General features: G+C 52.1%; 19 protein-coding genes. 4 read left to right on the plus strand and 15 right to left on the minus strand.

Annotated elements, in window-relative coordinates; genetic code table 11:
* Positions 1-20: 20 nt before the first annotated feature.
* From B5D20_RS00645 to sucC, 3 genes are read right to left on the minus strand one after another with little or no spacing between them, the layout of a single operon-like run.
* Positions 21-1673, minus strand: a complete 1653-nt coding sequence (locus B5D20_RS00645) for an acyl-CoA mutase large subunit family protein (protein ID WP_078664286.1) — start codon at positions 1671-1673, stop codon at positions 21-23.
* A 15-nt stretch (positions 1674-1688) separates the two neighbouring features.
* A complete protein-coding gene (gene sucD / locus B5D20_RS00650) occupies positions 1689-2558 on the minus strand; it encodes a succinate--CoA ligase subunit alpha (RefSeq protein ID WP_078664287.1) in 870 nt (289 codons plus the stop codon).
* Positions 2559-2572: 14 nt separating this feature from the next.
* A complete protein-coding gene (gene sucC / locus B5D20_RS00655) occupies positions 2573-3688 on the minus strand; it encodes an ADP-forming succinate--CoA ligase subunit beta (RefSeq protein ID WP_078664288.1) in 1116 nt (371 codons plus the stop codon).
* A 329-nt stretch (positions 3689-4017) separates the two neighbouring features.
* Here sucC and B5D20_RS00660 point away from each other — a divergent pair, with 329 nt between their 5' ends.
* The gene (locus B5D20_RS00660) at positions 4018-5271 is read left to right on the plus strand and encodes an HD-GYP domain-containing protein (RefSeq protein ID WP_078664289.1); all 1254 of its coding nucleotides are present in this window, start codon (positions 4018-4020) and stop codon (positions 5269-5271) included.
* Positions 5272-5327: 56 nt separating this feature from the next.
* Here the strand turns inward: B5D20_RS00660 and B5D20_RS00665 are convergent, their stop codons facing one another.
* From B5D20_RS00665 to B5D20_RS00705, 9 genes are all read right to left on the minus strand, one after another.
* Positions 5328-5726: a Fur family transcriptional regulator gene (locus B5D20_RS00665; RefSeq protein WP_242946581.1), complete on the minus strand. Its 399-nt coding sequence runs from the start codon at positions 5724-5726 to the stop codon at positions 5328-5330.
* Between the two features lie 65 nt (positions 5727-5791).
* Positions 5792-7156, minus strand: coding sequence for a VWA domain-containing protein (locus B5D20_RS00670; RefSeq protein WP_078664290.1), 1365 nt, complete (start codon positions 7154-7156; stop codon positions 5792-5794).
* Complete coding sequence (locus B5D20_RS00675) at positions 7156-8049, minus strand: AAA family ATPase (RefSeq protein ID WP_078664337.1); 894 nt, start codon at positions 8047-8049, stop codon at positions 7156-7158. Before B5D20_RS00675 ends, B5D20_RS00670 begins: the two co-directional genes overlap by 1 nt.
* Before the next feature lie 88 nt (positions 8050-8137).
* Positions 8138-10087: an anaerobic carbon-monoxide dehydrogenase catalytic subunit gene (gene cooS / locus B5D20_RS00680; protein WP_078664291.1), complete on the minus strand. Its 1950-nt coding sequence runs from the start codon at positions 10085-10087 to the stop codon at positions 8138-8140.
* 100 nt (positions 10088-10187) lie between these two features.
* Positions 10188-10877, minus strand: coding sequence for a Crp/Fnr family transcriptional regulator (locus tag B5D20_RS00685; RefSeq protein ID WP_242947907.1), 690 nt, complete (start codon positions 10875-10877; stop codon positions 10188-10190).
* 15 nt (positions 10878-10892) lie between these two features.
* Positions 10893-12158: an HD-GYP domain-containing protein gene (locus B5D20_RS00690; RefSeq protein ID WP_159071808.1), complete on the minus strand. Its 1266-nt coding sequence runs from the start codon at positions 12156-12158 to the stop codon at positions 10893-10895.
* Between the two features lie 23 nt (positions 12159-12181).
* Positions 12182-13027: a TIM barrel protein gene (locus B5D20_RS00695; protein WP_078664293.1), complete on the minus strand. Its 846-nt coding sequence runs from the start codon at positions 13025-13027 to the stop codon at positions 12182-12184.
* 78 nt (positions 13028-13105) lie between these two features.
* Positions 13106-13957 carry an LCP family protein gene (locus B5D20_RS00700; RefSeq protein ID WP_078664294.1) on the minus strand — a complete coding sequence of 284 codons (852 nt, stop codon included), beginning with the start codon at positions 13955-13957 and terminating at the stop codon, positions 13106-13108.
* A gap of 1 nt (position 13958) precedes the next feature.
* Positions 13959-14948: a glycosyltransferase family 4 protein gene (locus B5D20_RS00705; protein ID WP_078664295.1), complete on the minus strand. Its 990-nt coding sequence runs from the start codon at positions 14946-14948 to the stop codon at positions 13959-13961.
* Positions 14949-15034: 86 nt separating this feature from the next.
* Here B5D20_RS00705 and B5D20_RS00710 point away from each other — a divergent pair, with 86 nt between their 5' ends.
* Entirely contained in the window at positions 15035-15673 is a 639-nt protein-coding gene (locus tag B5D20_RS00710; RefSeq protein ID WP_078664296.1) for a CBS domain-containing protein, read from the plus strand.
* Positions 15674-15717: 44 nt separating this feature from the next.
* Here the strand turns inward: B5D20_RS00710 and B5D20_RS00715 are convergent, their stop codons facing one another.
* On the minus strand, positions 15718-16995 hold the full coding sequence (locus tag B5D20_RS00715; RefSeq protein WP_078664297.1) for an ArsB/NhaD family transporter: 1278 nt from the start codon (positions 16993-16995) through the stop codon (positions 15718-15720).
* Between the two features lie 97 nt (positions 16996-17092).
* On the opposite strand from B5D20_RS00715, the gene B5D20_RS00720 reads away from it, so the two are divergent.
* Entirely contained in the window at positions 17093-18112 is a 1020-nt protein-coding gene (locus tag B5D20_RS00720; protein ID WP_078664298.1) for an ABC transporter substrate-binding protein, read from the plus strand.
* Here B5D20_RS00720 and B5D20_RS00725 read toward each other — a convergent pair.
* Positions 18109-18780 carry a Crp/Fnr family transcriptional regulator gene (locus B5D20_RS00725; protein ID WP_143311760.1) on the minus strand — a complete coding sequence of 224 codons (672 nt, stop codon included), beginning with the start codon at positions 18778-18780 and terminating at the stop codon, positions 18109-18111. The two genes, B5D20_RS00720 and B5D20_RS00725, sit on opposite strands and share 4 nt — an antisense overlap.
* Before the next feature lie 123 nt (positions 18781-18903).
* Between B5D20_RS00725 and B5D20_RS00730 the strand changes: the two genes are divergently transcribed.
* Positions 18904-19773, plus strand: coding sequence for an NAD(P)/FAD-dependent oxidoreductase (locus B5D20_RS00730; RefSeq protein WP_078664300.1), 870 nt, complete (start codon positions 18904-18906; stop codon positions 19771-19773).
* 186 nt (positions 19774-19959) lie between these two features.
* On the opposite strand, the gene B5D20_RS00735 is transcribed toward B5D20_RS00730, so the two are convergent.
* Complete coding sequence (locus B5D20_RS00735; protein ID WP_078664301.1) at positions 19960-20961, minus strand: sodium:calcium antiporter; 1002 nt, start codon at positions 20959-20961, stop codon at positions 19960-19962.
* Positions 20962-20963: the final 2 nt, after the last annotated feature.

Consider the following 20963-nt stretch of genomic DNA (forward strand, 5'->3'; position numbering starts at 1 on the left):
CCCCTCTTTCTCCCATAACTCTATATTGTCAAATGCTGCTGATGTTCTCCGAACACCCGCCGCAAAGTATCGCAAATCTCTCCCAGAGTAGCATATACTCTGACCGCCTGCAGGATGGCAGGCAGCAAGTTATCCGTGCTACAGGCCGTCTCCTTCAGGTTTTGCAAGGCATTAGCAACTGCCAGGTTGTCTCTCTCCTGTTTCAAAGCCTGTAACCGGGCCACCTGTTCCTTTCCTACCGCCGGATCCACCCGCAGGATTTGCGGCTGTTTTTCCTCCGGCAGCACGAACTTGTTGACTCCTACGACAATCCGCTCTCCGGATTCGATTTCCATCTGGTAGCGGAAGGCTGCTTCCTGAATCTCCTTCTGCTGGTATCCCAGCTCAATAGCCCGGACTGCCCCGCCCATTTCCTCAATTTTGTTCAGGTACTGCCAGACCCTGTTCTCAATCTCAGAAGTCAAGGACTCAATGAAGTAAGAACCAGCCAGGGGATCAATGGTATCCGTTACCCCGGTTTCATAGGCGATCACCTGCTGGGTCCGCAGGGCAATCAGAGCTGATTCCTCGGTCGGCAAAGCCAGGGCCTCATCCCGGGAATTGGTATGCAGGGATTGGGTTCCCCCCAGAACTGCACTCAAAGCCTGGAAAGCCACCCGCATTATATTGGTATCAGGTTGCTGGGCTGTCAGGGTACACCCTGCCGTCTGGGTATGGAAGCGCAACATCCAGGAGCGGGGATTTTCCGCCTTAAAACGTTCCCGCATGATTTTGGCCCAGATCCGGCGCGCTGCCCGGAACTTGGCGATTTCCTCAAAGAAATTGGAATGGGCATTAAAGAAGAAAGATAAACGGGGTGCAAAATCATCCACCTTCAGCCCGGCTTTGATGGCTGCTTCCACATAGGCGATGCCATTGGCCAGGGTAAAAGCTACTTCCTGAACCGCCGTCGAACCCGCCTCCCTGATATGATAACCACTGATACTGATGGTATTCCAGTTGGGTACATGCCGGGAACAGAAGGCAAAAATATCGGTAATCAGGCGCATGGAGGGTTCCGGCGGGAAAATATAGGTTCCCCTAGCGATATATTCCTTGAGAATATCATTCTGGATCGTGCCATTGAGCTGTTCTGGCCTGACCCCCTGTTTTTCCCCTACAACGATGTACATAGCCAGCAACACTGCTGCCGGGGCATTGATAGTCATCGAGGTGGAGACTTTATCCAGGGGTATGCCTTGCAAAAGAATTTCCATGTCCTGCAGGGAATCGATAGCCACCCCCACTTTGCCTACCTCCCCCCGGGCCATGGGATGATCGGAATCATAGCCAATCTGGGTAGGCAGGTCAAAAGCCACCGAAAGCCCTGTTTGACCCTGTTCCAGCAGGTAATGGAAGCGGCGGTTGGTTTCCGCAGCTGTGCCGTACCCGGCATACTGGCGCATGGTCCAGAATCGGCCCCGGTACATGGTGGGCTGAACCCCACGGGTAAAGGGATATTCCCCCGGGAAACCCAGCTGTTCCAGATAATCCAGGTCTTTTGTATCTTCCGGAGTGTAAAGTCTTTTGATCTCAATCTCTGAAGTGGTAGCAAACTTTGCCTGTCGCTCCGGTGTCCTGGGCAATATCTTTTCTTCCACTTTCTTTTCCCAGGCTGCCAGTTTCTCCCTCATTACCTCGCCCCCTCCTTATTTCTTGAGCGCCTGCTTAAGCAATTCCGGTACCTGCCAGGGCAATTCCGCTACCCGGGCTCCTGCTGCCGTCAGAGCCTCCACCTTGCTGGCAAAAGTGCCTTTGCCCCGTTCCACAATGGCCCCAGCATGGCCCATACGCTTGCCAGGAGGCGCGCTCTTGCCGGCCAGGAAGGCCACCACCGGTTTGGTCATGGTCTTGATATATTCCGCCGCCACCTCTTCAGCATTACCGCCGATTTCCCCGACCAGGATCACCGCTTCCGTGTCCGGGTCAGCCTCCAGCTGTTGTAACACATCGACAAAGGACAGCCCCACTACCCGGTCACCGCCCAAGCCTACTACGGTAGATTGCCCCAGCCCCTGTCGGGTCAGGTTGTAGACGATCTCATAGGACAGGGTGCCACTGCGGGCTACTACCCCTACTTTACCGGGCAGGAAAATCTGGTTGGGCATAATCCCCATTTTGCACTGACCCGGAGAAATGATCCCGAAGGTGTTAGGCCCGACTACAGTTGTCCCCCGTTCCCGGGCAAAAGCCATGATTTCCATTTCATCATGTAAGGGCACATGCTCGGTAATGATAACCACCGTTTTTAGACCGGCATCTATGGCTTCAAAAGCTGCATCCTTTACCAGTGGCGCCGGTATGAAGATAATGGAAGCTGTGGGCTGAACCGCTTCCACCGCCTGAGCTACCGTATCAAATACCGGTACCCCATGCACTTCCTGTCCGGCCTTGCCCGGGGAAACCCCGGCTACGATATTGGAACCATAAGCCAGCATCTGGCGGGTATGAAAACTGCCCTGATTACCGGTAATCCCCTGCACCAGTACCCTTGTATCTTTGTTAATAATAATCGCCATCTCCCTGCTCCCCCTTAACCTGCTTGTTTGGCCAGTTCTACCACTTTGGCCGCTGCTTCTGCCATGGATTCATAGGCTTCTACCCCGATTTCCTTCAGGATAGCCACCCCTTCTTCCTGGTTGGTTCCCACCAGGCGAATCACAACCGGCACAGTGATGCCCAGTTTTTCCTTGACCCTGACGAAAGCCCGGGCCACATCATCACAACGGGTAATCCCGCCAAAGATGTTGATCAGTATGGCTTTGGGCTGAGTGGAAAGAAGAATTTCCAGGGCCCTGGCAGTGGCCTCTTCACTGGCACCGCCGCCAGCATCCATGAAATTGCGGGCTCGCCCGCCATAATATTGCAAAATATCCAGGGTGGCCATGGTAATCCCGGCTCCATTGGCCATAACAGCGATATCCCCGTCCAGCTCTACGTAAGAAATCCCCAGTTCATGGGCCAGCCTCTCCCGTTCTGTCCGTTCCTCCACCCTGGGCAATCCTGCCGGATAGCGGAAAGCCGCTTCATCATCAATGTTAATTTTGCCATCAGCAGCCAGCAATTTGCCCTCACTTATCACCAGAGGATTGATTTCCACCAGTTCACAATCATAGCGGCGGAAGATCTGCCACAATTTCTGCAGGAGCACAGTCATCTGCTTGTATATATCTCCAGCCAAACCCAGCCGCCGGCTGATTTCCCGGGCCAGATAGGGCATAATCCCCCGGTTGATATCCAGATGCAGCTTGACCAGGTATTCTTCCGGCACTTCCTCGATATCCATGCCCCCCTGGGCCGATGCGATTAACAGGGGTCTGCGGGCGCTGCCATCCACTGTAATCGCTACATAGATCTCCTTTTCGATCCCTATCTTTTGTTCCACCAGCAAGGTTTCCACCCGATAGCCCTTGATTTCCATGTTCAGCAATTGCTCTGCCACCTGGAGAGCTTCTTCCGGGGTGCTGGCAAACTTGATGCCTCCCGCTTTGCCCCGGCCCCCTACCAGCACCTGGGATTTCAAAGCCGCCGGCCCGAGTTCCGCCACCGCCCGGGCTGCTTCCTCAGGGGTGTTCGCCACTCGTCCAGCAGGCACAGCAATGCCTTCCTGGCGAAAGATTTCCTTGGCCATGTACTCGAACAACTTCATCCCCTATCTCCTCCTTTACTCCCTTTTGTTGTCTATCACTCAAAGACAAATGCCCATATTTGTAGCTTGTCTTTGCCGTGACTATAAGTTATGCAAAAAACAGGCCAAAATTAAGATTTTTCAGTAAATTCAAGTGATAAAAATAAGTAGATGGCAATATTTTGCCAGACAACCTCCCGACTCCGCAATCATTTGCAGAAACTATCTGCAATTTTTTTCAGTAGTCTGCAAATAAATTCATAGCGCAAAATGGCTATTGAAATTGTAGCGAATTTATTCTACAATTATAACGATTTTGTGTTGAACGTGTCTAAGGAGGCACCAGAGCAGTGGTTAGAAAGTTTGCCATCTACAGTATTGCAACAATGATAATCTTAGGTGCAATCCTGGGTTTTGATTTGAATAATACCATTAAAGAAACGGCCATCTGGCTGTTCAAGCAGCAAATCAAGGCTCAGCAACTGCCTTTAATGCGTGATCATATAAATTCGACGGACTTTGCTGCCATTCCTGCTCCCAGGCGATTGGCTGAGCTGGATAATTTCTTCAATGCCTATCTGGCCAGCAACCAGGTCTTGCTCATCAAGCTCTGGAACTCGCAGGGAATGATCGTCTATTCCACTGATCACAAATATATCGGAAAGCAGGAACCCAATAACCCGGATATCAAAACCGCATTAAGCGGACAGATCATAGCAGAATTTACCGATGACTACTCTGCTACCGCCCATGCCGAAGCAGCCGGCCTGACCAAAAACTATCAGGAATTAATTGAAGTCTATCTGCCCATCGAAATCAATGGCAAGATTACCGGCATATATGAAGCCTACTGGAATACTGAAGAACTTTTTGCCAAACTTAAACAGGTGGCCCTTAGCGTCTGGGGCCTGATTGGAGCCAGTTTTTTCATCCTCTTTATTGTCCAGTATCGCATTGTCTTTGGCGCGGCCAACACCATTTCCCACCAGAAAAATGAACTGGATCGTATTGAAAAACGCTTGATCCGTTCTCTCAGTGAACAACAACAAATCTACCGGGGTACCATCCAGTCCCTGCTGGCCGCCCTGGATGCCAAGGACCATTATACCGCCGGTCACAGCCTGCGAGTGGCAGACTATGCCCTCCTGCTGGGTAAAAAAATCGGTTTACCCGCCGAGAGACTACGAATTCTGGAGGAAGCTGCCCTGTTCCATGATATCGGCAAAATCGGTATTCCCGAACACCTGCTGGGTAAGCCGACAGACCTTACTAAAGAGGAATATGCCGCCATGCAAACTCATGTCCGCATTAGCAGCCAGATTATTGGTGTGATGGACGGTTTCAGTCAACAGGCCCGCATCATTCTCCACCACCACGAACACTGGGATGGATCCGGTTATCCTGTCGGTCTGGCAGGAAAGGCCATCCCCCTGGAAAGCCGCATCCTGGCCATAGCTGACACCTATGATGCTCTCACCACTGACCGCCCTTACCGCAAGGGCCTGTCCCGGGATGAAGCCCTGCTGCGGCTGGCAGCGGCCAGCGGCACCCAGTTTGACCCGGAGCTGACCGAACTGTTTATAGCTATCATCCAGAAAAAATAAATTCCCCCTGACTGGCACAAGCTACTGTCAGGGGGTTGTTTTTATACAGTTTACCTCTACTGTTGATATTGTTCCCTTTTACAGTGGTTGCAAATCCCATAAAATTCCAGGCGATGTCCCCGAATTTCCGCCCCACTCACCGCAGCTGCGGAAGTTTCCAGCTGGTGCATTACCGGCAGTTCCAGGTCATAAACCCGGCCACAGTTTTCACAGACCAGATGATAGTGGGGTACCGGATTGCCATCAAAACGGCTGAAACTGCTGCCATAATTCAATTCCAGAATCTCGCCCATTTCCGCCAGCTGGTTGAGGTTGCGGTACACAGTCCCCAGGGACAGGTTAGGAATCTGCTTGCGTGCCTCCATGTAGATCCAGTCAGCAGTAGGATGAGACCTGGTGGAACGCAGAACCTCAAGGATTATCTTTTTTTGTCTGGTCATCCGGGTCTGTTTCATGGCCCCGTCCCCTCTCATAACGATAATCATTTCTAATTACATTATAAAACCTGTACCAGCTATCGTCAAGCAAATGAGAGATGGCGGGACAAAATTTGTTCCAGATGACTGATAGTGTTGCACTCCAGTAAGCGGGCATGTTGCCCCAGTAACCTGGGGGCCCGGGTCAGAGGCCACTCCTTGCGGGGCAGGGTATTGAGCCAGAGGATATGCTTGACCCGTCCCCGCACCTTCTTAAGCCGGGCTGCTGCCTGTTCCAGCCCGGTGGTCTTGCCGTCACTGAGCAAAATCACCAGCGTGGAAGGAGTCAGCACCCGCTGATAATCCCGTTCCAGCTGGGCCAGGGCCTGAGCCAGGTTAGTACCCTGCCCCCAGACCTTGCTGCGGGCCATGATCTCACTCATGGTTTCGGCAAAACCCTGCCTTTGTTTCAATACCGGTGTAATGCGTTCCAGGTCCTCGGCGAAAACGAAGGCTTCCACATCCCGGACCGCTCCGGCCAGACCATAGACGAACTGCAGGACAAACCGGGCATAACGGGCCATGGAACCGGAAACATCACAGATCAGCACTACCCGGGGTTTATCCAGGCGATGATGTCGATATTTGAGCCGAAACATTACTCCCCCGTACTGGATATTGTGGCGAATAGTACGGCGCAGATCCAGTAAACGACGGCGCTGGCTTTGCCGGTAACGGCGGGAAATTTTCACCGCCAGCCGCCGGGTCAGCTGCTGAATCAGGCGGGTTACCCGGGGCAAGTCCTCATCTTCGATGTTCTTCATATCCTGATAGAGCAAGCTATCCTCTTCCGGCACATTCACTACCAGCTGGCTCAGCAGGGCATCCAGCTCCGCATCCCCTGTCTCCAGGGGTTTCAACTGCACCTGCCTGCTTTCCCGTTCTTCCTCTTCAGCCAGCAGTTTGCGTTTCCAGTAATTGAGCTGACTTTGCACCACCCTTTCCATCAGGCCGCGCGGGTCCACAATCTGGTTTCCAGCTGCGTACTGCTGTAAAAAATCCCGCAGTTTTTGCTTTTCCTCTTCCGGCAGGCGGGCATAGGTTTCTTTATCTTCCTGGGATAATTGCAGTTCCTGAGTCCACTCTTCCTCCGGACCGGTGAAAACCAGCTCCGCCTCCGCTTCAGCCAGCTGCTGGGCCTGTTCCTGCTGCTGAGCCGCATACTGGGCTAGCATTTCCGCTACCTGCTCCGGAGGCCGAAAATAACTGGCAAAGGCCTGGCGCACCAGCCGCCGGCTGCGGGCGTCTTTAGCCAGGGTAGTGATGAGAGCAGTCTCTACCTGGGAGCGGCTGGTCCAGTCTACAGCAAGTAAGGCCTCCAGCCCATCCATCACTTCAGCAGTGCTGATACGCAAATTGAGGCTGCGCAGGGCGATAATAAAGCGCAAGTAACGGGCCAGCATATCCATTATTTATCCCTTCTTCCACATCCTGCCCGCTGGCATAAACCAGCACAACCACCGGCTTCCTTGACCATTTCCCGGTCTTCCCGGTGCTTCAGCAGTAAATTCATTGTCTGCTCCAGGTTCCGGGTATTTACTTCTGCTGCGCCCAGGGCCAGCAGTCCCCGGACCCAGTCCAGCGTCTCGGCAATGGAAGGCTTCTTGATGAGGTCCATTTGCCGCAAGGTCTGAACCACCGCCGCAGCCTGTCGGGCCAACTGTTCCTCAGCTTCCGGCACTCTGGTGCGGATAATTGCCAGTTCCTTGTCATAGGAGGGGTATTCAATGTAGAGATAGGCACAACGGCGCTTTAAACCATCAGACAGCTCCCGTTCCGCATTGGAGGTCAGAATCACAATCGGCCGGGTTCGGGCCACCATGGTCCCCAGCTCAGGAATGGAAACAGTAAAATCACTCAGTACTTCGAAGAGGAAAGCCTCAAACTCCGTTTCCGTCTTATCCACTTCATCGATCAGCAATACTACCGGTTTTTCAGCACGAATGGCCTTGAGCAGAGGCCTTTCCAGCAGATATTCCCCGGAAAAGAGATTATCTGCCCCCGGAGCTACACAGCCCATCTCCTTGGCCATCTGGATAGCAATCAATTGTTTTTGATAGTTCCATTCGTACAGGGCTTTAGCTTCATCCAGACCCTCATAGCACTGCAGGCGCACCAGTTCGGTGTTAAAAATCCGGGCTAATACCTTGGCAATTTCCGTTTTCCCTACTCCAGGTGCTCCTTCAATCAACAGGGGCTTGCCCAGTTTCAAGGCCAGATAAACAGTGGTTATGATCTCCTCTTCCCCGATATAACCCTGCTGGCGAAAAGCTTCTTTCAGTTCCGCAACACTGTTAAACATCTTTTCTCCCATCCTTCCCATTCTCTCTTAGCGTTATTATAACACAGAAAGGCAGCAGTCAGCGACTGCCGCCTTTCTCCCTCCCCGGTTAAATGCCCAGGGCCTGGCGCTTTTTCAGAATATGGGCTTCAATGGCATCGGCAGCTTTAACGGGATCCAGTTCCACCAGGAAGCGACCGCCGGTCAGGTCTTCCACATCTTTGGTAAGAATCCTGGTTACCAGTTCAGAGCCCAGTACCGGTGGCGCAGGTGCCAAATGGGTTAGTAAACCAAAGGCTACGGCAAAAGCCCCATCGGCAACTGCTTTTTGTTCCAGATACTCAGGCGCAGAAGCTGCTACCGGCAGCTGGGAAGGATCTACACCCAGGGCATTGGCCAATTCAGTTACCACTACCCCGATACGGCCGATATCCACACAGGAACCGAAGTTCAAAGCAGGAGGAATGCCCAGGGACTGGCAAACCGCCTTCAGACCGGAACCGGCCAGTTCCGCAGCTGCAGGGTCCATCAGACCGGCATTTTCGGTAGCGCTGGACATACAACCGGAATTGATCACCAGAATATCCCGCTTAATCAGCTCTTTAGTGAGGGCGATGCCCATGGAATCATGCCCATTGCGGTTGTTGGTGCAACCTACTACCGCGACTACCCCTTTAATAGCACCAGATTTAATAGCATCCAGCAGGGGATTCAGGCTACCGCCCAGAGCAGAAGCTATGCTTTCCAGGCCAAAGCCTGCTACCACCGGCTTCTGGTTGACCGGAATCACCACATCCTTGCCCCGGTTCTTGTAAGCAGCAATAGCCATTTTCACGATTTCCCGGGCCTGTTCTGCCACTTTTTCCGGCTTGTAATCGATATTGGTTTCCACCCCGGCCATGCGCAGAATGTGGGATACGGAGATCAGTTTAGTGTGGAAGCGGTCAGCCACATATTTCAAGGCCGGAATCGAGCAGTTCATATCCATCATTACCAGATCCACCGCACCGGTAGCAATCATAAATTCCTGGGTTATCCAGTTACCCAGCTGGCCGGCATAGCCGGAACGATTGTGGGCATTTCTCTGCATCAGCTCCTGACCGGTACACATGGAACCATAGACCTTGATGCCTTTGGCGCCAGCGGCTTCCGCCAGCTTAATCAGTTCCGGATCATTGACGGCCTCAATCACGGCAGTGGCCATCAAAGGCACGTGTCCGTGAGCTACAATATTGACCGTATCAGGATCCAGAATGCCCAGGTCTGCCGCGCTCTTCACCAATTTCGGAGAGCCCAGCAGGATGTCCTGCAGGGTGATGGTTGCTACCAGACCCATGTAACCGGCAGCAATGCCAAGCCGCAAAGTAGTGAGTAACAGATCTACCGGGTCACTGGTGATGTTGGACATGGTTTTGGTCAAAGCATCCCGCACCTCGGACAGAGGACCGCCGGGAACAATCCCCAGCTTCTCCCAGGCCTGAATCCTGGTAGGAGGAGCAAACAACTTGACCAGAGCTAGAGGTTCATCGGCTCCTTTGCGCAATTCCACCAGCACAATATCCGCTACCGCTTTGGCCAGTTCATTCACCGGCTGTTCCGGATCCAGCCCCAGTACCTGAGCCAGAGCTTTCAATTTATCAGGATCGCCAATGGTGAAGGGAGTTTTCCCTTCCGCAGTGGCTTTCAGAGTTTTACACAATTCTTCCAGGTGATGGGTATAGGCTGACACTCCGTGCACTGTTAAACGGGCCAGATTTCGGGCAACAATAGTATCAGCAGTAGCTCCGCAGATCCCGTAAGGAGCTTTGGGAGTAATCCGACAGGGACCATGACTGCACAGCTGGCAGCAGATTCCCTTTTTCCCGAAATCGCACTGAGGCTGTTGAGCCTGATAACGATCAAATACACTGGGTAAACCCAGCTGGCTCATCCTTTCCTGCAGCTGGTTCACTGATTCGTGGGCTGAATAACAGCTATCCGCTGCAGCACAGCTGGCACAACCATGACTTTCCTTATGATTTTGTTTATTGCCACCCAGCAAAAAATCGAAAATACCCATGACCAGGCCTCCTTTAGTTTTGTTCAGGGCTAATTATACCGGAGGCAGACAGCAGGTTACTGTAAGCAAAAACAAAAAAGAGTGTGAGATTGCTCACACTCTACAACCAGCGTTCCAGTTCCTTTTGTTTGAGAATGGTGATTTTTTTGCCTTCCAGTTTAATGATTCCACTGCGGGCCAGGTCCTGCAAAATCCGGGTTGCCGTCTCCCGGGAAGTGCCAGCATAATTGGCCAGTTCCTGACGGTCCAGGTAGAGGTTAATGACTGTGCTTTCCTTGCAAACTGCACACTCACTGCCGAAACTTTCGGCGAGCCTTAGTAAGGTAGAAGCAACCCGACCGTAGGTGTCTTTCTGAACCAGTTCCACCAGCCGTTGCTGGGCTTCCCTGAGTTTTTTGGCCATGTCCTTCAGCAACTGCACCGTCAGGGAGGGATGATGTTCCAGCCACTGGTAAAGATCAGCATTACGGATAATGCCAATCTGGCTTTCCTCAATCGTTTCCGCCGAAGCTGGATAAGGCCCGCCATCAAAAAGGGTAACTTCGGCGAAAATATCACCGGGCTGACGGAAATGCAAAATCTGTTCCTTGCCATCACTGGCCATTTTGTAGATTTTTACTTTCCCCTGCTGGACAAAATGCAAACCCTCTCCGGGCTCCCCTTCCAGAAAAATCAGCATGTCTTTTTTATAATTCCTCACCCTCACCAGTTTGGCTAGTTCGTTCAGGGCCTCTTCCGGCAAACCGGCAAAAAGCGGCAGACGGCGCAAATGTTTACCTGTCAGCTCCACTCAACTCCCCCCTTTTTAACGGATCAATTCCACAAAAACATCTACCAGTTGCGGGTCAAACTGGGTACCCCGGCAATCCAGCAAAATATTAATCGCCTTTTCCTTTGACATCCGGCTGCGATAAGGCCGGTCACTGGTCATGGCATCATAGGTATCAGCTATGGCCATAATCCTGGCCTCAATGGGAATTTCCTCTCCTTTCAGCCCATCAGGATAACCTCGCCCGTCATAACGCTCATGGTGATGGCGGACCAGTTCGGCATGTTCAGCAAATACCCTGGTAGAGGCAATGATTTCGGCACCAATTACCGGGTGTTTTTTCATTTCTTCAAATTCTTCCGTGGTCAGGGAATCCTTTTTGTTCAGAATTTGCTCGGGAATACCGATTTTGCCGATGTCATGGAAAAGGGCGGCTTCTTCCAGCAAATCCAGACGCTCCTGAGGCAAATTAACAGCTCTCCCCAGTAAAAGGGCATAGTCAGTCACCCGCATGCAATGCCCGGCAGTATAATGATCCTTGGCATCCAGGGCACTCATCAGAGCTTTAATGGTACCTACATGGATGGCCTCCTGGGCCGCCATGGTCTCATCCAGACGACTGGTCAGGCGCCGAATGGCCACATTTTGTTCCTCAATGGTTTTAGCTGCCCGCTTAACAATCTGGTACAGAGATAAATATAAGACCAGAAAGCTGATGCCAATGAAGAAACGACCGAATTTTTGCCCATTGGCAATATACTCGTAGATATTATCCGCTTCCCGATAAACCTCAAATACGCCCAGCGTCTGACCAGAAGCTTTATCGCGGATGGGAACATAAACCTCTATATAGCGCCTGGATGGATCCAGCTCATCTATCTGGTTTTCCGGTTTCTGCATATCAGCTATTTCCGCAACTATCTTTCCTGCCAGCGCTTCTTTCAGATCACTTTCCTTCGGGAAACTCTGACCGATCAAGTCCCCTTTATTGGAATAAATAATTTGCCCCTGGGTATTCCAGATTTTTACCAGTTTCATTTCCGGTTCATTAGTAATATTTTCCCTGATCACAGTATCGATAGCATCCAGACGAGGGCCGCTCATAGGCTGGCTGAAATCCTCCGGCCGCAAGGAATAGGAAACAATGATATTGACCAGATCAGCTGTCCGTTCTGCCGACACATTCAGTACCTGTTTTTCGAAAAAAACGGAAAAGGTAAGAGCCAGCACCACTCCCAGCAAACTGATGACAATAAAACTGGAGATACTGAATTGCTTAACTAGAGACATCTTTCTTTTCATCCGGTTTCCCTCTCTCTGCTCCATTATCCCTCAAGATAGAGGTCGCGATAATGACAGGCATCTTCCGCCTGGGTCCCCGCTGATTCGCAGATAATCACCGGAGTTGCTTTCCATGCCTTCAATCCCGGAACCAGCCAGCGAAAATCCGGAGGAATTCCATCCGCTACAGTAGCATGCCGTTTTTCTCCACCGGTTGTGTACTCCACCGGACTGAAATGTACATGCAACTTGCTCAGCACATCCGGGCCCAGACCAGCTGCCAGGTCCTCCAGTACCCGATTCATGCCCGCTTCCGTCTCCAGCTCTCCCTGCAAGAGGGCATTGAGGTGACCAAAATCCACACAGGGCAATAGCATGGGGCTGAACTGGCAAAATTCAATCACTTCCGCCAGAGTGCCCACCTGGTTTTTCTTGCCCATGGTTTCCGGGCAAAGATAAACATCCGTCCAGCCCCGGTCTTCCAGTATGGCGATAACCTCTTGTAGCCTCTCTTTTACCAGTTGTACCGCCGTTTCCCGCTCCATCCGGGCCGCTCCGCCGGGATGAAATACCACCCGTTGTGCTCCCAGCCAGCGGGCTGCTTCTACTGACTTGAGCAGGTGTTCCCGGGAACTGGCCTGAATTTGCGGATCCGGTGAGGCAAAATTAATGTAATAGGGAGCATGAACACTAAGGAGAACATCATGCTTAACCGCTTCTTCCCCCAGCTGCCTGGCCATCTTTTCCGAAATCCGTACCCCGCGGCTGAGCTGATACTCATAGGCATTCAGACCCAGACTGGCCAGATAGGCAGGCATCTGCAGCGAAGACCTGTAACCGGCAGCATAAAAGGAATCAGGGTTGCCTGCCGCACCAAATCGGATTTTCAACTAACATCGCTCCTTAAATTCCAGCAATATCAATAATGATAATGTATTTCGACAGAAAGGAATAAAATCCTTTTATTTTTATCTGCCTAAAATTTCTTTTACACTTTTTTCAACTGCCGCTCTCTCCACCAGCCAGTAACTGGCTCCACCGATATAAGCCGGCCGGCCCGGCAGAGTAGCCGTTTTGACCTGGTAACCCTCGATAGTCAAAAAAGCCTCAGCCAGCTGGCTTTTTTCCTGCCAGGATAGATTGCTGGTCACCGCCTGATTGATTTTCAGCCAGACCTGAGGCAGCCGCCCCAGGTTTTGCGGCTTTCTGGCTTCCTGCCAGATAGCCTGGAGCAGTTTTTGCTGTCGCCGGGTGCGGCCGATGTCTGCCTGGGGGTCATGGCGAAAACGGGCATAGCCCGCAGCCTGCTGACCATTGAGTCTGTGCCAGCCTTTTTTGAGATTGATTTCCCCCAGGTCATCCCGCCAGTACATATCTTTTTCCACATAGATAGTTACCCCTCCCAGGGCATCTACTACCTGAGCCAATCCTGCTATATCAGTGATAATATAGCGTTCAATAGCAGTACCCAGCAGGTGATTAACTGCCAGCAACAACCCATCGATTTTCCATTTGAAATAGACCCGGTTAATTCTCCCCATCACACCATCAGGCTGCAATACCCGGGTATCGCGGGGAATGGAAAGAGCGCCAATCTGCTTTTTCTCGGAATCCACCCGCACGGCGATAATGGAGTCACTGCGAGGGGTAGGATCGTGAGGGCGCTTGTCCAGTCCTACCAGAAGCACGGTAAAACCCGGTAGCTGGGGTTTACGTACTGCCTGACCGCTAATGGGAGGAGAAATTTTCCCTTCCCGGTACCACCAGATTCCTGCCCCAAAAAGGATGAAAATCAGCAATATCCCCAGCGTACGCCGCATTTCAGGCTACCTCCCTTCTCTGGCCATAGAGCCAGCGCAAGATGATGCCTCCTGCCAGGAGGGCAGTAAAAGAGTAATAGAGATTGATGCCTGACAGGCCGATAGCCAGTAAACCCAGACTGCAAGTTCCGCCATAGAGGACCAGTACCGCCTGCCGCTGGCTTAAACCCCAATCCAGCAGACGGTGATGCAAATGCCCCCGATCGGGGACAAAAACGCCCTGCCCGTTGGCCCGCCGCCGGATAATCGCCAGCAGGACATCACTGATGGGCAAGGCCAGGATAAGCACCGGCACCAGAATGCGTACCAGGGAGAGGGCACCAGCCATTCCTTCCAGAGTTATGGCCGCCAGGGTAAATCCTAGCAACATACTGCCTGTATCCCCGAGAAAAATGCGGGCTGGATGGAAGTTATAAAAGAGAAAGCCCAGTACCGCCCCGGCCAGCACCAGGGCCAGCCGGGCCGCCCGCCATTCCCCGGCCCCGGCAAAAAGCAAGGCCAGAAAAAGGCTGGCAAAAAGGGTAATCCCGCCTGCCAGTCCATCTAAACCATCAGTCAGGTTAATAGTATTGATCAGACCGACGACCCAGAGGATAGAAAATACCGCTCCCAGGCCATCAATATAGAACAGGCCACCAAAAGGATTCACAGCCCACTGACTGTAAAAACCATAGCCCACCAGAATCAGGGCCGCAGCCAGCTGGCCCAGCAGTTTATGCCAGGCTTTCATCCCCCGCCAGTCATCGATTATGCCCAGTAATACCAGCCACAAACTGCTTAAAATCAGCCCTGCCAGCCGGGAATCCAGCCCTACCGCCAGGGGCCAGCCAATAAACAGGCCCAGAGCTATTCCCAGTCCCCCCAGGCGGGGTATAGGCCGGGCATGAATATGACGTCCTCCCGGTTGGGCCACCGCCCCCATTTTTTCGGCTAATTCCATAACCAGGGGCATTGATGCCCAGGTCAAAGCCAGTGCCAGGAAAAAAGGCATAATAACCACCTCCACAGTAATAACTTGCCCCGGCTAACAGGATTTTTTGCATTTTCAGCGAAAACTATAGGGGAGGAGGGGATAAAATGCTAATTGCAGAGATCATGACACCCCAGCCGGTCAGCATCAGTGCTGATGCCCAGGTGGGACAGGCCCTGGAATTGATGCGCACTCACAGTGTTCGCCATTTGCCGGTAATCACCAGGGAGGGCAAACTGGTAGGTCTGCTCAGTGAAACCGATATCCTGCGCCTTTTTCCGCGCAAGGAATTGAATAAGTATGAAGCCAACTTGCTGAGCCGGACCCCGGTCCGACAAATCATGAAAACCGATCCCCATTTTATTGAACCAACCGCCACGGTTGAAGCAGCAGCCCATCTCTTTGCCAGCTGCCATCTGGATTGCCTGCCTGTGGTGGAAAACCAGCGCCTGGTAGGTATTATCACCGAAACCGATGTTTTTCGCATTTTTGCCACCGCCTTCGGTTTTGCCGAACCCGGTACCCGGGTAACTATTGCCATCAGTCCCCGCAAAGGATTTCTGGCCAGTCTGGTTACCGCCCTTGACCGGTACAATCTCCGGGTGGAAAAACTGGTGGTCTTGCCCGATGAAATTGTTCTCAAACTGGCTCAGGAGGATAAAGAGCTGGTAAAACGAGCCCTCAGCGAAGCCGGTTTTCAGGTCATCCATCTTACCAGTGATCCGCTGGCCTGTCCCTGGACTTAAAAAACCCCCTGGCCTTACCTGCCGGTAAGGTCAGGGGGTTTGATTTAGAAGTAGCGCCAGGTTATATAGATATGGCTTATAACAATCGAGAGCAACATCAAGGGGAAGGCTACCAGCATAAAGCGCAGGAAGCCGATGGGTTTACCCTGACTCTCAGCCATTCCCGCTACAATCACGTTGGCTGAAGCACCTACCAGTGTTCCATTGCCGCCCAGGCAGGCTCCCAGAGCCAGAGACCACCAGAGGGGCTCCAGATTGGCAATCCCGCCGGTCAGGCCTACCTCCTTGATCAAGGGAATCATAGTAGCTACAAAGGGAATATTATCCACAAATGCCGAAGCTATGGCCGCCACCCAGAGAATCAATCCTGCCGCCAGCTCCGTATCCCCGCTGGTGACAGTCAAAGTCCACTGGGCCAGCCGGCTGATTACTCCCGTTTCCACCAGACCCCCTACCAGGGCGAACAGGCCTACAAAGAAGAAAATGGTTCCCCATTCCACTGTATGAAAAGCTTCCTCCAGATCAATCCGGGAGAGCAACAGCAAGAGTACCGCTCCCCCCATGGCAATGGTGGCTGATTCAATATGAAAAACCTGGTGCAGGAAAAAGCCCAGAATGGTCAAGGCCAGTACTCCCAAAGATTGATAAAGCAATGGTCCCTTTTTCAGTTCTCGCGCCGGATCCAGTTGTAACAGCCGTTGCCTGGTCTCCTCATCGATAACCAGCTGCCGCCGGTAAATCAAAACCAGAATCGGCAGGGTGACTGCCATAACAATAATCGCCACCGGGCCAAGGTGCAGCATGAAATCAAGGAAACTCAGCTCCTTGACGGCACTACCAATCATAATGTTGGGTGGGTCCCCGATGAGAGTCGCCGTTCCACCTACGTTAGAAGCGATGATCTCGCTGATGAGAAAGGGTATAGGGCTGATCCCCATTTCCCGGCAGAGAGTAAAGGTAACAGGTGCTACCAGCAAAACCGTGGTGACATTATCCAGAAAAGCGGAAGCCCCTGCAGTTAAAAGACTCAGGTAAACCAGCAAAGCTAACGGCCGCCCCTTTGCCAGCCGCACAGATGTCAGGGCCAGATACTCAAAAACTCCGGTTTTGCGAATAATCCCCACAATGATCATCATCCCGATCAATAAGCCAAGGGTATTAAAATCCACATGATGTAACCCCTGCTCCTGGGTCTCTAAACCCAGCAAAATCATAGCCAGGCCACCGGCCAGGGCTACAGCTGTTCGTGGCAGTTTTTCCGCCACAATCAGAGCATACGTGAGAAGAAAAATTCCCGTCGCCAGTTCCATTTTCCCTATCATTTCCTGCCTCCTTTCTTTTTTACCCTTCTATTATAAATTAAAAATTCATATATTGAAAATAGTGACTCCATACTGATGAAGGAGAGGTGGGTGGAAAATGAGCATCTTCAGATGGGTACTGGTTATGCTTATTTCCTTGCTCCTGGCAGGTTGCAGTCTCAGCAAAGAAGCCAAACCCCCTATCACTGAAAAAAAATTAACCCCGGTCCGTTTGACCGAAGCTGTGCGCAGTGTCTATTATGCTCCCCAGTATGTAGCCTTCAGCCAGGGCTTTTTTCAGGCCGAACACCTGGAAGTTCAGCTTCAAACTGCCTGGGGCGGGGATAAATCTCTAGCTTCCCTGATCAAGCAGGAAACTGATTTTATCCTGGCCGGGCCTGACCTGGTCCTTCAGGCTCGCCGCCAGCACCCTCCCCTTCGGGAATTGCCCCTGGTTTTCGCCCAGTTAACCCGCCGGGATGGTTCCTTTTTAATTGGCCGCCAGCCTGAACCTGATTTCACCTGGAACAATCTCAAAGGCAAAATGGTTATCACCAGCCGCCGGGGAAGCATGCCGGAAATGGCTCTGAACTGGCTATTGCAGCAACAGGGCCTCAAACCTTACCGGGATGTAACATTAGTCCAGAATATCCCGGCAGAATGGGTAGCCGGAGCCTTCATCAGCGGCAGTGGCCATTATCTACAGGCTTTTGAGCCCCTGGCCTTTACTCTGGAAAAACAGGGACAGGGAAAGGTACTGGCCTCTCTGGGCCAGGCTGAGCCAGAATTGCCTTTTGCGGTTTACCTGAGCTTGCCCTCCACTCTGGAATTAAAAAAGACCTCCACCCTGGCCTTCCTGCGGGCCCTGGCCCGGGCCCAGCGCTGGGTGGCAGAACATACCCCGACCGATACGGCCGCTGCCATCAAGCCCTTCTTCCCCGAATACAGCCAGGCAGAACTGGAGCAAATGCTTACCCGCTATTATCAGGCCGGAGTCTGGGCCGAAAGTCCTCTCCCTGCCGCGACTGCTTTTAATAATCTCCAGGAAATGATGGTCAGTACCGGCCAGCTGGCTGCTCCTCTGCCAGAAAAGGAGTTGGTCAATCCAGAGCCGGCCCGCTCAGCCCTGTCCCATTAAAAACATTTGTCCTTGAGCAAATAATATCTCCCCTGTTTGTCAATTCTGCCGCTTTCCTTCAGTTCTTTTAAGGCCTGGACCACAATTACCCGGGAAACTCCCAGCATATCGGCCAGGTCCTGCTGGGTCAGCTGAACCTGGATCACCGTCCCCTGGGGAGTGGAACGACCATGCTCCCGGGCCAGCCGGACCAGTAACTTGCTCAGGCGTACCGGCACGGTATCGGTCAATAACTCCCCCTTGCTTTCCAGAGCCTGATAAAACTTGCTCCCCAGATAGCTAATTAACTGCATGGTCAGGCGGGGCTGAGCCAGCACCGCCTTTTCCAGCTGCTGTCTGCTGATGGTACAGCAGCGGGTGTTCTCCAGAGCGATCGCAGTTACCGGCCAGTTTTGCACTGAAAACAGGTTTTCTTCCCCCAGTACATCCCCTTTGCCAGCAATATCAACAATCACTTCCCTGCCTTCTTCTGTAAACTGGATCAGTTTGACAGAACCCTCTTTGAGCAGAAATACCGTTTCCGCCGGTTCCCCTTGCCGAAACAGTTCCTCCCCTTTTTCCAGGTGCCTTTTCCCTGTATTCTGGCAAATATGCTGGAAAAGATCTTCCTGTACCCCGGCAAAAAGGGGAATATCCCGCAGACAAAAAGCGCATTCCTCCCGCAACACAACCCTCACCTCCAGAATCCCTTGTTTATATTCTCCACTAAATCCCCAATCCCTGCCAGGTCTAACTTTTTCCTCTACCGGTCATACTATGAAAGAAACACAAGCAACAGAAAGGGGATTGGCATGGAGGATAAAATCTATGATATCGCCATCATCGGCTGCGGCCCCGCTGGCCTTTCAGCCGCCATCAATGGTCAGATTCGCCGTAAGTCCATCATCCACTTCGGGACAGATTTTTGTTCCCCTAAATTACATAAAGCCCCCCGGGTGGACAATTACCTGGGCCTGCCGGAAATGAGCGGAGATGAAATGCGCCAGCGTTTTCTCGCCCATTACCAGAGTCTGGGGCTCAATATCCTGCCCCAGCAGGTTACTCAGGTCGCACCTCAGGGAGAAGTTTTTGGCCTGCTGGCCAAAAATGAATTCTACCAGGCCAGAACGGTGATTATCGCCACCGGCATACCTATGGCCCGCTTTTTGCCTGGAGAACAGGAACTGCTGGGCAAAGGAGTAGGCTATTGTGCCACTTGCGATGGTCCCCTTTATCAGGGTAAAACAGTAGCCTACATAGCCGAAAACCCCAAAGGGGAAGAAGAACTGCCTTTCTTGACCCAGATCTGCGGCAAAGTCTACTATCTTCCCCTTTATGAAAAGAATATAGGTTTTCAAGCTGCCAATCTGGAGGTTGTGTTCATTAGGCCCAGGGCAATCCATGGTCAGGATAAGGTGGAGGCCCTGGAGCTGGCCGACGGTACCCGGCTGACAGTGGATGGAGTTTTTCTGGAAAAAGAGACCTTACCACCCGGTCAACTGATTCCAGGGCTAGAGCTGGAGGATAACCATATTAAAGTCAACCGCCAGCAGGAAACCAATCTCCCAGGTGTTTTTGCCGCCGGGGACTGTACCGGTACCCCCTACCAGCTGGCCAAGGCTGTAGGAGAAGGGCTGGTAGCGGCTCTGGCAGCAGTGCGCTATCTGGATCGACAGCAATAAAAACAAGGGCCCCGGTCATGACCGGGGCTTTAACATGGGGAGAGGATGGATGAGTGGGTGTGGGTCTATGGTATTGGAGTTCAAAAATGAACTCCAAACTTGTAAACTTTTTTACATTTTCGCTAATGAGTGTTATTATCGTTTACCGCAACTTAATTATATCCTCTCCCCCGCTTCTTGTCAATATCACTGGCTAAAGGCGATTAACAAAAATAACCCGTAAAAAATACCGCCTGCCAGCAAGGTAAAGGCACTAATCCTGCCTTTGATGTTCATCAAAAGATAAACATAACCTGCGGAGGCCAGAGCAAAAAAGGAGCTAATAAGCGGTAAAGAAGGCCAGGTAAATTGCCAGGGGGTCAGGAAGATCCCCAGAGCGGGAATAACTGAACTCTGGAAAACCATTGCCCCGGAAATATTGCCCAGCGCCAGAGTGTCCCTTCCCTGCCGAATCCAGATTACTGAATTGAACTTTTCCGGTAACTCAGTGGCAATGGGCGTGATAATCAGGGACAGGACCAGCGGCGAAATACCCCAGTGTCCCGAAAGAACTTCCAGAGATTTGACGAAATACTCAGCCCCCATTACAATGGCCCCTAAAGCAGTTACAACCTGTAACAGGATTATGCCCAGGGCGGGGTTGGGATTATTTCTGGCAAAGGTGAGAGGAGAAAGGCATTCACATTCTACCCCTTCCTCATCCTGAATGGTTTTATAAGCATAAATAATATAGGCTCCCAGCAAGGCCACTGCCACTGCCAGTTTCAACTGCCTTATAGTCAGGAATGAAGCCACAATGGCCAGAGCATAGACCAGCAAGAAGAAACGCAAATCCCGGCCAACTACCCTCTTATCCACTGTCATCCAGGTGCGGCTGGGGCGCCGATAGGCAAAAGCCAGAGCTGCCAGCCCGGACACACAAAAAGCCAGGGTTCCCAGCATAAACGGAGCTCCCAGAATAGCTCCAATACCGATTTCTGTACCAGCCTCCTGGCCAGCGTTGAAGAGAATGGCTATAATGGGTACCAGGGTTTCCGGCAGGGCCGTCCCCACCGCTGCCAGAATACTGCCCACCGCCCCTTCGTTCATTCCTAATCGTTTCCCCAGCCATTCCACCCCGTTGGTGAACAGCTCTGCTCCTAACAAAATTACTCCCAAACTGACCAGGAGAATACCGATTTCCAGCATGC

It is taken from the genome of Carboxydocella sporoproducens DSM 16521 (genome assembly GCF_900167165.1).
Classification (GTDB): Bacteria; Bacillota.

Coding starts and splice junctions, on each gene's coding strand:
- B5D20_RS00710 (WP_078664296.1), top strand. CDS start 15,035: ATGCTAATTGCAGAGATCATGACACCCCAGCCGGTCAGCATCAGTGCT.
- sucC (WP_078664288.1), bottom strand. CDS start 3,688: ATGAAGTTGTTCGAGTACATGGCCAAGGAAATCTTTCGCCAGGAAGGC.
- B5D20_RS00730 (WP_078664300.1), top strand. CDS start 18,904: ATGGAGGATAAAATCTATGATATCGCCATCATCGGCTGCGGCCCCGCT.
- B5D20_RS00670 (WP_078664290.1), bottom strand. CDS start 7,156: ATGGATATGCTGGCCCGTTACTTGCGCTTTATTATCGCCCTGCGCAGC.
- B5D20_RS00720 (WP_078664298.1), top strand. CDS start 17,093: ATGAGCATCTTCAGATGGGTACTGGTTATGCTTATTTCCTTGCTCCTG.
- B5D20_RS00665 (WP_242946581.1), bottom strand. CDS start 5,726: ATGAAACAGACCCGGATGACCAGACAAAAAAAGATAATCCTTGAGGTT.
- B5D20_RS00700 (WP_078664294.1), bottom strand. CDS start 13,957: ATGCGGCGTACGCTGGGGATATTGCTGATTTTCATCCTTTTTGGGGCA.
- B5D20_RS00645 (WP_078664286.1), bottom strand. CDS start 1,673: ATGAGGGAGAAACTGGCAGCCTGGGAAAAGAAAGTGGAAGAAAAGATA.
- B5D20_RS00675 (WP_078664337.1), bottom strand. CDS start 8,049: ATGTTTAACAGTGTTGCGGAACTGAAAGAAGCTTTTCGCCAGCAGGGT.
- B5D20_RS00705 (WP_078664295.1), bottom strand. CDS start 14,948: ATGCCTTTTTTCCTGGCACTGGCTTTGACCTGGGCATCAATGCCCCTG.
- cooS (WP_078664291.1), bottom strand. CDS start 10,087: ATGGGTATTTTCGATTTTTTGCTGGGTGGCAATAAACAAAATCATAAG.
- B5D20_RS00715 (WP_078664297.1), bottom strand. CDS start 16,995: ATGATAGGGAAAATGGAACTGGCGACGGGAATTTTTCTTCTCACGTAT.
- B5D20_RS00690 (WP_159071808.1), bottom strand. CDS start 12,158: ATGAAAAGAAAGATGTCTCTAGTTAAGCAATTCAGTATCTCCAGTTTT.
- B5D20_RS00735 (WP_078664301.1), bottom strand. CDS start 20,961: ATGCTGGAAATCGGTATTCTCCTGGTCAGTTTGGGAGTAATTTTGTTA.
- sucD (WP_078664287.1), bottom strand. CDS start 2,558: ATGGCGATTATTATTAACAAAGATACAAGGGTACTGGTGCAGGGGATT.